This window comes from Luteimonas sp. MC1750 (assembly GCF_016615955.1).
Taxonomy (GTDB): Bacteria; Pseudomonadota; Gammaproteobacteria; order Xanthomonadales; family Xanthomonadaceae; genus Luteimonas.
In genome coordinates, this window is record NZ_CP067113.1 from 162,976 (window position 1) to 175,716 (window position 12,741).

Here is a 12,741-nt window from a genome sequence, read left to right on the forward strand (position 1 = left end):
CGGCGCCGTGGCGGCCGGGACCAATGGCCCGCTCCCCCTTCGGGGCCAAGGCCTACCATGGCCGTTCGATCCAGCAGGGAAGACCCGATGCCGACCTCCAAGCTCCAGCCGCGCCGCGCCACCGTCCTCGCCATCGCGCTTGCCGCCGCCCTCGGCGTGGCCGCGCCCCTGGCCTGGGCCGCGTCGCCGCCGGCGTCCGCGGAGGCCGGCATCGACATCGCCTACGAGCAGTTCACCCTCCCCAACGGCCTGCGCGTGGTGGTGCACACCGACCGCAAGGCGCCGATCGTGGCGGTGAACCTCTGGTACCACGTCGGCAGCAAGGACGAGCCCTCGGGGCGCAGCGGCTTCGCGCACCTGTTCGAGCACCTGATGTTCCAGGCCTCGGAGAACCACGACGGTGAATACTTCGCGCCCTTCAAGCAGATCGGCGTGACCGACCAGAACGGCACCACCAACACCGACCGCACCAACTATTTCCAGAACGTGCCCACCACCGCGCTCGATACCGCGCTGTGGATGGAGTCCGACCGCATGGGCCACCTGCTGGGCGCGGTCGACCAGGCGGCGCTGGACGAGCAGCGCGGCGTGGTCCAGAACGAGAAGCGCCAGGGCGAGAACCAGCCCTACGGCCAGGCCTGGACCCGGCTGATGAAGGCGCTCTATCCCGAGGGCCACCCGTACAGCCACACCGTGATCGGTTCGATGAACGACCTGGACGCGGCCGCGCTCGAGGACGTGCACGCCTGGTTCCGCGCCTGGTACGGCCCGAACAACGCCGTGCTGGTGCTGGCCGGCGACATCGACCTGGCCACGGCGAAGGACAAGGTGACGAAATACTTCGGCCACATCCCCGCCGGCCCGGACATGGCGCAGCCGCAGGTGGACGTGGCGCGCCGCGCGGAATCGACGCGCGAGGTCATGGAGGACAAGGTCCCGCAGCCGCGGATCTACCGCGTCTGGAACGTGGCCGAAGTCGGCAATCCCGACCTCGATCGGCTGCAGCTGCTGGCCCAGGTGCTCGGCGGCAGCCGTTCCTCGCGCCTGGACGCGCGCCTGCTTCACCGCGACCAGCTGGTCGACAGCATCAGCGCCGGCTCCTACGGCAAGCAGCTCGGCTCGAACTTCATGGTCATCGCCAACGTGAAGCAGGGCGTGGACCCGGCGAAGGTGGAGGCCGCGATCGACGAGGAGATCGCGCGCCTGCTCGCCGAGGGTCCGACCGCGGAGGAGCTGGAGCGCGCACGCACGATGTTCCGCGCCGGCTTCACCCGCGGCATCGAGCGCATCGGCGGCTTCGGCGGCAAGGCCGATGCGCTGGCCGAGTGCGCGGTCTACGCCGGCGATCCTGGCTGCTTCCGCGAGTCGCTGCGCATCATCGATACCACGACCGCGGCCGAGCTGCAGGCCGCCGGCCGCCAGTGGCTGGGCAAGGGCGAGCACACCCTGGTGGTCATGCCCGGAGAGCGCACCGCGCTGGCCGAGGACCCGGCCGGCGTTCCGCAGCCCTGGACGCTGCCCGACGTCGACGCCCGCTACGCCACGCTGCCGGTGGCGGTCGATCGCACCCAGGGCGTGCCGATGCCCACCGCCTTCCCGGAGCTGAAGTTCCCCGCCGTCGAGCGCGCCACCCTGTCCAACGGCAGCACCGTGGTGCTGGCGCGGCGCAGCGGCGTGCCGGTGGTGCAGCTCAACTACCAGTTCCCCGCCGCGGGCTACAGCGCCGACGCCGAAGGCCGCATGGGCACCGCGAGCTTCGCGATGGGCATGCTCGACGAGGGCGCCGCCGGCGCCGGTCCGCTCGCGTTCGCCGAGCGCGCCGAGACCCTGGGCGCGCAGCTGGGCGCGGGCGCGGCGCTCGACGCCGGCACCGCCTGGCTGTCCGCGCTGAGCGCAAAGCTCGACGCCTCCGTGGCGCTGTTCGCCGACATGCTGCGCCGCCCCGACTTCGACGCCGCCGAGCTCGAGCGCGTGCGCGCCACCTGGATCGCCAACATCGCCCAGGAAAAGGCCCGGCCGCAGACCGCCGCGCTGCGCGTGCTGCCGCCGCTGCTGTACGGCGAGGGCCATCCCTATGCGATGCCGTTCACCGGCAGCGGCACCGAAGCCTCGATCGCCGCGTTGACCCGCGATGACCTGCTGGCCTTCCACCGCGCCAGCGTGCGCCCCGAGGGCGCGACCCTGGTCGTGGTCGGCGACACCACCCTGGCGGAGATCGTCCCGCTGCTGGAAAAGCACCTCGGCGACTGGCGCGGCAGCGGCGAGGCGCCGGCCGTGGCCGCGGCGATTCCCGAGGTGGCGCGCCCGGACAAGGCGCGCGTGTTCCTGATCGACCAGCCGGGCGCGGTGCAGGCCAACATCTATGCCGGCCTGCTGGTGCCGCCGACCACCGACTCCGGTTCGGTGCGCCTGGACATCGCCAACGGCGTGGTCGGCGGCGACTTCACTGCGCGGCTCAACATGAACCTGCGCGAGGACAAGCACTGGTCCTACGGCGCGCGCAGCGGCGCCTCCGGCGCCCTGGGCCAGCGCCCGTGGCTGGCCTCGGCGCCGGTGCAGATCGACCGCACCGCCGACGCCATGGCCGAGATCCAGCGCGAGATCGCCGGCTTCGCCAGCGGCAAGGCCCCGCCGACCGCGGCGGAGGTCGAGCGCATCCGCGCGATCAACACCCTGAGCCTGCCGGGCGCCTACGAAACCGCGTCCTCGGTGGCGTCCACGATCGCCGGCAACGTGATGTACGGGCGTCCCGACGACTACGTGGCGCGGCGCAAGGCCGAGATCGAGGCCATGACCCCCGCGCAGGTGGCCGAGGCCGCCCGGACCATCGACGCGGATGCCCTGACCTGGGTGGTGGTCGGCGACCTGTCGCAGATCGAGGCCCCGGTGCGCGCGCTGGAGCTGGGCGAAGTGACGGTACTCGACGCCGACGGCAAGCCCGTCGCCCGCTGATTGGCCCGGGCACCGGCCCGCCGCGCCCGTCCCTCCCTGTCCTGTAGGAGCAGCTGCAGCTGCGACCCACGCCGCCGAAATCTGAACGGGGTCGGCACACCCGGTCGCAGCGATGGCGGCTCCTGCAGATGGCCGGGCGTTTCCCGGGCACAATCGGCGCACTCGTCACGGAGCCGATCCATGCGTCCACTGCTGCTGATTCCCCTCCTCGCCACCCTGTCCGCCTGCACCTGGGTGCACATGGCACCGGGCGCGTCTTCCGTGCGCATCGCCGCCTCGCCGCCGGCCGGCTGCGAGAAGCGTGGCGAGGTCGAGGTGGCGGTGAAGCACAGCGTCGCCTTCATCGACCGCAACGCGCTGCGCGTGCGCGAGGAGCTGGAGACCCTGGCCCGCAACGAGGCTCCGGGCCTGCAGGCGGACACCATCAACCCGCTCTCCGACCCGGTGCGGGGCGCCCAGCGCTGGGCGGCCTGGCGCTGCGGGCGCTGATGTAGCTGCTCCTACAGGAACGTGAACGGATTCGCCGGGTGGAAAGTGCGCGTGGGGGCGGAAGCCGGTACCCTAGGAAATCTTTGTTCCTGCATTCTGGCGGCTCGCCCATGTTGTTCCAGCACGTAGCCATTGCCGGCCTCGCCCACATCGACGCTCCGCGCCGGTTGTCCTCGGACGAGATCAACGCACGCCTGAAGCCGACGCTCGACCGCCTCGGAATCAAGACCGACGTCCTCAAGGACATCGCCGGCATCCATGCCCGGCGCCTGTGGGACGGCGACATGCTCGCCTCCGACGCCGCCACCCTGGCCGGCGTGAAGGCGCTGGCCGACGCCGGCATCGACCCGGACAAGGTCGGCCTGCTGGTCAACACCTCGGTCAGCCGCGACTACCTCGAGCCGTCCACGGCCTCGATCGTCAGCGGCAACCTCGGCCTGCCCGATACCTGCCAGAACTTCGACGTCGCCAACGCCTGCCTGGCCTTCATCAACGGCATGGACATCGCCAGCCGCATGATCGAGCGCGGCGAGATCGAGTACGCGCTCGTGGTGGACGGCGAAACCGCCGACCTCGCCTACGAGAAGACGATCGATCGCCTGACCCGCGCCGACGTCACCGACGAGGACTTCCGCAACGAACTGGCCACGCTGACCCTGGGCTCCGGCGCCGCCGCCATGGTGCTGGCGCGCGCCGAGCTGGCCCCGGGCGCCCCGCGCTACCGCGGCGGCGTGACCCGCGCGGCCACCGAGTGGAACAAGCTCTGCCGCGGCAACCTCGACGGCATGATCACCGACACCCGCACCCTGCTGATCGAAGGCATCAAGCTGGCCACCAAGACCTTCGAGGTCGCCAAGCACAAGCTGGGCTGGGTGGCGTCCGAACTCGACGAGTTCGTGATCCACCAGGTCAGCAAGGTGCACACCGCGGCCTTCACCAAGGCCATGGGCATCGACCCGAAGAAGGTCATGACCATCTTCGGCGAGCACGGCAACATCGGCCCGGCCTCGGTGCCGATCGTCCTGAGCAAGCTGCGCGAGGAGGGCCGCCTGAAGAAGGGCAACCGCATCGCGCTGCTGGGCATCGGTTCGGGCCTGAACTGCTCGATGGCCGAAGTGGTCTGGTAACCACGCGGCAGTGATGCACGGGAGGGCCGGCTTGTCCGGCCCTTCGCCGTTCTGGGCGCACACTCACCGGAGGCTGGGCGGGACATGGAATTTGGTTTCGAGGTGCTGGCACTGCTGGCCCTGGCCGCCTTCGTGGCCGGCACCATCGACGCGCTCGCCGGTGGCGGCGGGCTGATCACGATCCCGGCGCTGATGGCCGCCGGCATCCCCCCGGTGCAGGCGATCGCCACCAACAAGCTGCAGTCGAGCTTCGGCACCACCAGCGCCGTGCTGGCCTTCGCGCGCCAGGGACGGATCGACTTCCGCCGCGTACTGTGGCCGGCCGTGGGGGCGTTCGCCGGCTCGGTCGGCGGCGCGATCGCGATCCAGCTGGTGGACCCCTCCTTCCTCGCCGGGCTGGTGCCGGTGCTGCTGGTGGCGATGGCGGCGTACTTCCTGCTCGGACCCAAGGCCAGCGAAGCCGAGCGCCACGCGCGCCTCGGCCATGCGGCCCTGGTCACGGTGATGTTCGCGCTGGGCTTCTACGACGGCTTCTTCGGCCCCGGTACCGGCTCGTTCATGGCCACGGTGCTGGTGGCGCTGTTCGGCATGGGCCTGGTCTCGGCCACCGCGCATACCAAGCTGCTCAACCTTGCCAGCAACGTCGCCGCCCTGGTCACCCTGGTCATCGGCGGCAAGGTGCTGTGGGTGGTGGGGCTGGTGATGGCGGTGGCCAGCATCGCCGGCGGCCAGCTCGGTGCCCACCTGGCCCTTGGAAAGGGAGGCGCGCGGCTGATCCGGCCCCTGCTGGTGGTGATGTCGCTGGCGCTGACAGCGAAGCTCCTGATGGAGCCGGGGAATCCGCTGGTGGCGTGGATCGAAGACGTGATGTTCTGAGGCGCACACGTCGGACGTGCATAGAAAGTCGAATAATTTGTACATGTCGCCGGCGACGTGTATAAAATTCGCGAATTCGTGTTCATAGGGTGCTTCTGGGATGCCGCTCCTTCCGCTGTCCGCCCTGGACCCGAACCGATTCGAGACCATCCCGATCTTCCGCCTGCTGGTCGAGGCGAACCGTCGGCTGGCCGAACTCAAGGGCGTCGCTGCCAGCATTCCCAACCAGAACATCCTCATCAATACCCTGACCTTGCAGGAGGCCCGGGACAGCTCCGCCATCGAGAACATCGTCACCACGCAGGATGACCTGTACCGCGACGAAGAGGCCAGCGACGCCGTCGGCACGGCGGTCAAGGAGGTCCTGCGCTATCGCCAGGCGCTGCGCGCCGGCCACGAACGCGTGAAGGCGACCGGCCTGCTTGCGCTCAACACCATCCTCGATGTGCAGGAACAGCTCGAGTGCAACCGTGCCGGCCTGCGCAAGCTGCCGGGGACGGGCCTGCGCGACGGCGCCGGACAGCTTGTCTACGAGCCACCGCAGGATGCCAACGACGTCCGCCGCCTGATGGGGGAGCTTGAACGCTTCATGCACGACGAGCCGCCCTTCGCCGTCGACCCGCTGGTGAAGATGGCGCTGATCCACCACCAGTTCGAAAGCATCCACCCGTTCTACGACGGCAACGGACGCACCGGGCGCATCGTCAACGTGCTGTACCTGGTGAAGGAAGGATTGCTCGAGATCCCGGTGCTGTACCTGAGCCGGCACATCGTGCGAACCAAGCCTGACTACTACCGCCTGCTGCAGTCGGTGCGCGACGACGATGCCTGGGAAGACTGGGTGCTCTACATGCTGGAGGCGGTCTCGGTGACCGCCGCCGAGACCATCGGCACCGTGCAGGCGATCAAGGTCCTGCTGCAGGACACCAAGCAGCACCTCCGCAGCGAATACCGGTTCTACAGCCAGGACCTGCTCAACAACCTGTTCAACCATCCCTACACCCGCGTGGAGTTCCTGCAGCGCGAGCTCGGCATCGCCCGCGCCACGGCCACGAAGTACCTGGACCAGCTGGCGCGCGATGGCGTGCTCGACAAGATCCGCGTGGGCCGCAACAACTACTACGTGAACCGGCCGCTGTTCGCCCTGCTCGGCCGCGACAGCGCGCCGGGGCCCGGCGCGTGACCTTGCCCATCAGCTTCCGGAGCGCGCGCGCATGCCGCTGAGCCTCAACGAGATCCGCGACCGCGCGCGTGCCTTTGCCCGCGAAATGGGACGGTGAAACCTCCGAGCGCGCCGAGGCGCAGAGCTTCTGGAACGACTTCTTCCAAGTGTTCGGCAAGAAGCGCCGCAGCGTGGCCGTGTACGAGCAGAAGGCGAAGCGTTTCACCGGCACCGCCAAGGGACGCATCGACCTGTTCTGGCCCGGCGTGATGCTGGCCGAGCACAAGAGCGCCGGCGTGGACCTGGACGCCGCCTTCGACCAGGCCACCGACTACTTCGCCGGCCTGCGCGAATCCGAGAAGCCGCAGTACATCCTGGTCAGCGATTTCCAGCGCTTCCGCCTGCATGACCTCGACGGCCGGGAGCCGCACGTGGAGTTCCCGCTGGCCGACCTGCACCGGGAGATCGGCCGCTTCGGCTTCATCAGCGGCTACCAGACGCGCACGTACAAGGAAGAAGACCCGGTCAACGTGCAGGCTGCCGAGCGCATGGGCCGCCTGTACGTCCGATCGTGGAATGCCAACTTGCCGACCGGGCGGCACGGGTCAGCCTCTGACTGCCAACGGCCAGGAGAGGCCATTGCCATTTCGCTGACGCGGAACCTCAAATCCCATACTCCGGCAATGCCACCTCATCACGGAAGTAGCGGCCCATCAGAATTCTCGGGAATACCGGAAGGCGCATCAGCAGGGTGGCGTAGTCGCGAATGCGCACGCCGTGTTCCGTTCTCGGCACGAATGAGGCCGCGAGGCTTTCCGCGTGCTTCTGCTTGCGGGCAACGGCTGCCTGCAGACGCCTCTGATACCGGGTGGTCGCTGCGGCGATGTCCCCTTCATGCCGGTGCAACTCGCCTGCCAGGATGTAGGCCTGCGCCAGCGCGAAGCCCGCTCCTTCACCGGCGATGAGGGAAGGACAGGCCGCCGCGTCGCCGATCAAAGCGACCCGCCCCTTGGCCCATGCGTCCATGCGGATCTGGCTGATGCTGTCGAAGTAGATATCGTCCACCTGCTCGAGTGCCGACAGGATGCCGGCGGCCTCCCAGCCGATGCCGGCCAGCGCATCGCGCAGCGCAGCCTTGCGCTCTGCATGGCTGGCGGGAATCCGTCCCTTGAGGTGCTCGTCCCGCAGCAGCACGAAGAAGAGCATCCGGTCGTCGCGCATCGGGAAGCGGGCCACGTACCGGCCCGGCGCCGTGTGCGCCACGTAGGTATTGGCGTTGCGAGGTCGATAGCCGGCGACTTCAAACGAAGCGACATGGCAGCCCATCGGATACTCGAAGTCCGCATCGGGTCCGAAGACGAGCTGGCGAACGCGGGCGTGCAGCCCGTCGGCACCGATCACAAGGTCGAACTCCCGCGGCATCGAGTGCTCGAACTCGACCCGTACCTGCGTCCCGCCATCGTCGATCGCGGCGATGCTGTCGCCGAACAGTGTTTCCACCCGGGCATCCAGCGACGCATGGATCGCCGCCGCGATGTCGGATCGCGCCAGCGTGGCCATGCGCCCGTTGGCGAGCTTCAACAGCACGCTGGAAGGGTACCCGCCCCGGGTTCGCCCCGCCCGGTCCACCATGCGCAGTTCGTCGGAGTGGTACTGCAGCTCCAGCAGCCTCGGGAGCAGGCCCATCCTTTCAAGTGCGTCGTAGCCAATGCCCCAGAGGTTGATCACGAATCCGCCGGTGCGCAGTTGGGGCGCACGCTCCACCAACAACACGTCGTGGCCCAGCTTGCCCAGCCAGTAGGCGAGCGCCGTGCCTGCAATGCCGGCTCCATTGATGGCGATCTTCATTGACACGTTTCTCCCCGTGCCGCGCGCTGCCAGCGAAACGCCGGCGGCGGCTATTGTCGCAGCGTTGACACCCGCAGATCGAGGCGGAGAGGCATGCGGTGGACGAAGTGTCAGGAAGTCCGCTTCGGGTCGATAGCTGTCCTACCGACCTTCAGTACCGGTGCCTTTCTCGCTTGGTGCCTCAGCGAGAAAGCTCCCGCAGCAGGTCCTGGTGGAACCGCCCGGGGTCCTGGATATGCGGCGAATGCCCGAGGTCTTCGTATTCGACCAGCACGGCTCCCGGAATCGCCTCGGCCGTCCGGCGCCCCAGCGCCCGATAGTCGCCAAGCCTGGCCTGCACCTCCGGCGGTGCCGCTCCCTTGCCGAGCGCAGTCCGGTCGTGGACACCGATGAACAACGTGGTCGGAACACGCAGCAGGGGCAGTTCGTACACCACCGGTTGCCACATCAGCATGTCGAAGGTCAGCGCCTGGTGCCACGCCACGACCTCGCGGCCCGGGCCCGCATACATGCCGGCCTGCATCCTCGCCCAGCGCTCGAACTCCGGACGCCACTGTCCTGCGTAGTACACGGCGACCTGGTAGTCGCGAATGCTGTCGTAGGTGGTGCGGAGTTCCGATGCGTAGACCTGTTCCACTGGCTGGTAGGGCACGCCCTTTGCCTTCCAGTCTTCCAGCCCGATGGGGCCCACGAGGGCAAGGTGCTCGACGGCTTCCGGATACATCAGCGCGTAGCGCATCGCCAACATCCCGCCCATGGAATGTCCGACAACGACGCTGCGCTCGATCCCGAGGGAGGCCAGTAGGCCGTGCGTGTTGTGTGCAAGGCCGGCGAGCGCGTACTGGTAGCCCTCGGGCTTGCTGGACTTGCAGAAGCCCACCTGGTCGGGCGCGATCACGCGGTAGCCGGCGTCGGAAAGCGCGGTGATGGTGCGCTCCCATGTGGCGGCACAGAAGTTCTTGCCGTGCAGCAGCAGCGCTGTACGGCCGTTCGCCACGCCGGTTGCCGGCACATCGAGGTAGCTCATCTCGACCTGCCGGCGCTGCGAATCGAACGCGTGCGTGCGGATCGGGTGCGGATACTCGAAGCCTTCGAGTCGCGGGCCGTAGACGACGCCACCGTCCTCCGATGCGGCCGCCATGCCGGCCATGCCGAGCAGGCCGGCGAACAGGATGGCAGCACAGCCCAACCGGGACGCACGGGCACGGCCAGCTCGAGGACGGGCACCAGCGCCGGCGGTGATGCGGACGCGCCGCTTCACTGCGGGTCTCGCGGACAAGACGCGGCCGAGCGCTCGATCGCCTCCAGCACTTCATGCAGACCGACCGCATCGCCGAACCCCGGCGCAAGGCGCGTGCCCTCCCGGATGTCGCGCGCCACCAGGGCATACATGCGTGCGACGTTGCGCGCCATCGGCGCGTCCGGCCAGTCTGCGTAGGCCTCTGCGGGCGGCATGAGTTCGCCGAATTCCGTCGAATCACCCCGGCCGCCGCGGATCGCCAGCTGCACCAGCTGTGCATGCCCGGACGCACCGGTCACCTGGATGTCGCCTTCCGTGCCGTTGATCTCCCACAGCAGGTTGGTGTCGGCGGCGCGCGACATGCCGCCGCGGTAATGGATCGAGAACGCGGCGCCGCTCTCCAGCGCGCCGTGCACGAGCACCTGGTCGGGCGTGGTCCTGTTGATGGTCTCGCCGGTATCGGTGATGTGCGTCCGGGTGCGACGGTTGATCAGCCGCGCCGACAGGCTCGCGAAGCCACCCAGCACGTCGAAGAAACCGGCCAGCGTATGGCCGAGCGGAATGCTGAGCAGGGTCGCGCCGTTGCGCACGTCGTCGAGATAGGCGTGCGCGGCATCGGTCTGTCCGCCCCACTGGCCGCCGCTGCCGACCAGTGTTGTCGACAGCACCTCGCCGACGTAGCCGTCGGCGATCAGCCGGCGCAGGTGCTCGATCTCGGGTGCGACGCGCATCTGGGTGCCGACCGCGGCGACGACGCCGCGCGCCTCGGCCAGCGCGGCCAGTTCGCGCGCCTCTGCCAGCCCATTGCCCAGCGGCCATTCGCAGTAGACGTGCTTGCCGGCGTTCAAGGCCGCGGTGACCAGGGCGTGGTGGTGCGGCACCTTGACGGTGACGACCACCAGGTCGACCTCGGGCGAGTCCACCAGCGCCTGCGCGTTCTCGAAGGCATGCGGCAGGCCAAACGCTTCCGCGGCACGTTGCGCGCTGGCAAGGCTGGTGTTGGCGACGCCGATCACCTCGTAGTCGTCGGCCAGCGCCGCCAGGGCCGGCATGTGGGCCATCGCCGCCCAGTGGATGCCGGGGTTGAGGCCGATGATGCCGACGCGGATGCGCGTGTGCATGGTGTGCTCCTGCTGGTGGTCGCCGCGTGCGCTCAGTTCAATCCGCAGCACTTCTTGTATTTCTTCCCGCTGCCGCAGGGACATGCGTCGTTGCGCGCCGGCGACGCGTCGCGGCGGATCGGCGTGCGCGGGGTCAGCGCCTCCACGCGGTGGTGGTTGAGGTCGGCCATCATTGCGGGGATCCCGATCACGATGCCCAGCCGCTCGCGGTAATCGACCGGGGCCGCTTCGGCGGTGGGGTCCTCGGGGTCGATCACCTCGCCGCTGGCGAGCCGGTCGAGGGCGTCGAAGATCTCCTCGATCCAGTCGTGCGCGTCCAGCCACGCATCCCACTCGGCCTCGCGCAGCATCACCGCGGAGAAGAAGCCCTGGGCCCAGTCCGCGCCGACGTCGAGCTCGTCCTCGTGCAGCGCCTCCTCGCCGGTCAGCTCGGGATCTTCCGGCAGCCACATCAGTGGCGCGAGGTGGTCCGGCAGGTCGCTGTCGTCGTGGCGCACGCGCGCGGTGCACATGTTCAGGTGACCCTGCAGCAGGCGCTCGACGTCACCGGCCTCGTCCGCGCCGTCCCAGCGCGGCGGCTTGCCGCCCCAGACCACCGGCTGCCACTCCTCGGGCGGCACGGGCGACGGCGAAACCGCCAGCGCGGTCAGGAAGCCGTCCAGCGCCTCCAGGTTGAAGCCCTTGAACGGCACCGCGCGGCGGTCGAGCAGGTCGGCCAGGCGTTCGATGTCGGCTTCGTCGAGGTAGGGCGGGGCGGGCTGTCGGGACATGGGTCCTGCGGGGGCGGGGGGAGGTGGGTGCATGGTAGTCGCGCGGCGCGGCGCCGGGGCGTGGCGGGTTCGCGCGGGCGGGCGGCCTACAATGGCGGCCGTCCGTCCGCCAGGCCTCCGTGATGCAGTTTCCGGGCTATCCCGCCAATCCCCAGCGTTTCCAGGTCCGCCCCGGCATCTCGATGAGCTACCTCGACGAGGGCCCGCGCGACGGCGAGGTCGTGGTGATGCTCCACGGCAACCCGTCGTGGAGCTATTACTGGCGCACCCTGGTCGCGGGGCTGTCGGATCCGGCATCCGGCAAGGGCTACCGCTGCATCGTGCCCGACCACGTCGGCATGGGGCTGTCGGACAAGCCGGATGACGGCGCCGATGCACTCCCGCGCTACGACTACACCCTGCAGTCGCGGGTCGAGGATCTCTCGGCGCTGCTGGAACACCTCGGCATCGACGGCCCGGTCACCTTGGCCGTGCACGACTGGGGCGGAATGATCGGCTTTGGCTGGGCGCTGTCGCACCAGACGCAGGTGCAGCGGCTGGTGATCCTCAACACCGCCGCCTTCCCGATGCCCGGGGCCAAGGACATGCCCTGGCAGATCGCGCTGGGCCGCGACTACACCGTGGGCGAGCTGGTGATCCGCGGTTTCAACGCCTTCTCGTCCGGCGCCTCGTGGCTGGGCGTACAGCGACGGATGCCGGCAGAAGTGCGCCGCGCCTACGTCGCGCCCTACGACAGCTGGAAGAACCGCATCTCGACCATCCGCTTCATGCAGGACATCCCGCTGTCGCCCAGGGACCGCGCCTGGCCGCTGCTGGAGGAATCCGGCCGGCGGCTGCACGAGTACGCCGGCCTGCCGGTGTTCATCGGCTGGGGGCTGAAGGATTTCGTCTTCGACCGCCATTTCCTGGAACGCTTCCAGGCGGAGCTGCCGCGCGCGGAGGTAATGGCCTTCGACGACGCCGGGCACTACGTGCTCGAAGACAAACACGAGGTGCTGGTGCCGGCGATCCGCGCGTTCCTGGACCGCCATCCGCTCCCGCCCCTGCAGGAGCAGCTATAGCTGCGATTGAGACGCCGCGGATCGCAGCTGTAGCTGCTCCTACAGGGTGGCGTGCCGCGGATCGCAGCTGCAGCGGCTCCTACAGGTTCCGGCCG

The 12,741-nt window shown here is 69.2% G+C and carries 11 protein-coding genes; 6 read left to right on the forward strand and 5 right to left on the reverse strand.

The features are described 5' to 3' along the window. Positions 1 to 87: 87 nt before the first annotated feature. The 5 genes from JGR68_RS00790 (at position 88) to JGR68_RS00810 (ending at position 6,627) form a co-directional block, all read left to right on the forward strand. Positions 88 to 2,952: a pitrilysin family protein gene (locus tag JGR68_RS00790; protein WP_199362979.1), complete on the forward strand. Its 2,865-nt coding sequence runs from the start codon at positions 88 to 90 to the stop codon at positions 2,950 to 2,952. Between the two features lie 180 nt (positions 2,953 to 3,132). Continuing rightward, entirely contained in the window at positions 3,133 to 3,441 is a 309-nt protein-coding gene (locus JGR68_RS00795; protein WP_199362978.1) for a DUF4156 domain-containing protein, read from the forward strand. A gap of 110 nt (positions 3,442 to 3,551) precedes the next feature. Beyond that, entirely contained in the window at positions 3,552 to 4,568 is a 1,017-nt protein-coding gene (locus JGR68_RS00800) for a 3-oxoacyl-ACP synthase III (RefSeq protein WP_199362977.1), read from the forward strand. A gap of 84 nt (positions 4,569 to 4,652) precedes the next feature. Further along, positions 4,653 to 5,444: a TSUP family transporter gene (locus JGR68_RS00805; RefSeq protein ID WP_199362976.1), complete on the forward strand. Its 792-nt coding sequence runs from the start codon at positions 4,653 to 4,655 to the stop codon at positions 5,442 to 5,444. A gap of 100 nt (positions 5,445 to 5,544) precedes the next feature. Continuing rightward, positions 5,545 to 6,627, forward strand: a complete 1,083-nt coding sequence (locus JGR68_RS00810; RefSeq protein ID WP_199362975.1) for a Fic family protein — start codon at positions 5,545 to 5,547, stop codon at positions 6,625 to 6,627. Between the two features lie 44 nt (positions 6,628 to 6,671). On the opposite strand, the gene JGR68_RS00815 is transcribed toward JGR68_RS00810, so the two are convergent. The 5 genes from JGR68_RS00815 to JGR68_RS00835 all read right to left on the reverse strand — a co-directional run bounded on the left by JGR68_RS00815 (position 6,672) and on the right by JGR68_RS00835 (position 11,585). Continuing rightward, positions 6,672 to 7,208, reverse strand: a complete 537-nt coding sequence (locus tag JGR68_RS00815; protein ID WP_199362974.1) for a hypothetical protein — start codon at positions 7,206 to 7,208, stop codon at positions 6,672 to 6,674. Between the two features lie 61 nt (positions 7,209 to 7,269). Continuing rightward, positions 7,270 to 8,454: an FAD-binding domain gene (locus JGR68_RS00820; RefSeq protein ID WP_199362973.1), complete on the reverse strand. Its 1,185-nt coding sequence runs from the start codon at positions 8,452 to 8,454 to the stop codon at positions 7,270 to 7,272. Between the two features lie 181 nt (positions 8,455 to 8,635). After that, entirely contained in the window at positions 8,636 to 9,604 is a 969-nt protein-coding gene (locus JGR68_RS00825; RefSeq protein ID WP_199363121.1) for an alpha/beta hydrolase, read from the reverse strand. A 107-nt stretch (positions 9,605 to 9,711) separates the two neighbouring features. Then, positions 9,712 to 10,815: a Gfo/Idh/MocA family oxidoreductase gene (locus JGR68_RS00830; RefSeq protein WP_199362972.1), complete on the reverse strand. Its 1,104-nt coding sequence runs from the start codon at positions 10,813 to 10,815 to the stop codon at positions 9,712 to 9,714. A gap of 32 nt (positions 10,816 to 10,847) precedes the next feature. Continuing rightward, positions 10,848 to 11,585: a UPF0149 family protein gene (locus JGR68_RS00835; protein ID WP_199362971.1), complete on the reverse strand. Its 738-nt coding sequence runs from the start codon at positions 11,583 to 11,585 to the stop codon at positions 10,848 to 10,850. A 122-nt stretch (positions 11,586 to 11,707) separates the two neighbouring features. Between JGR68_RS00835 and JGR68_RS00840 the strand changes: the two genes are divergently transcribed. Continuing rightward, the gene (locus tag JGR68_RS00840; RefSeq protein WP_199363120.1) at positions 11,708 to 12,646 is read left to right on the forward strand and encodes an alpha/beta fold hydrolase; all 939 of its coding nucleotides are present in this window, start codon (positions 11,708 to 11,710) and stop codon (positions 12,644 to 12,646) included. Positions 12,647 to 12,741: the final 95 nt, after the last annotated feature.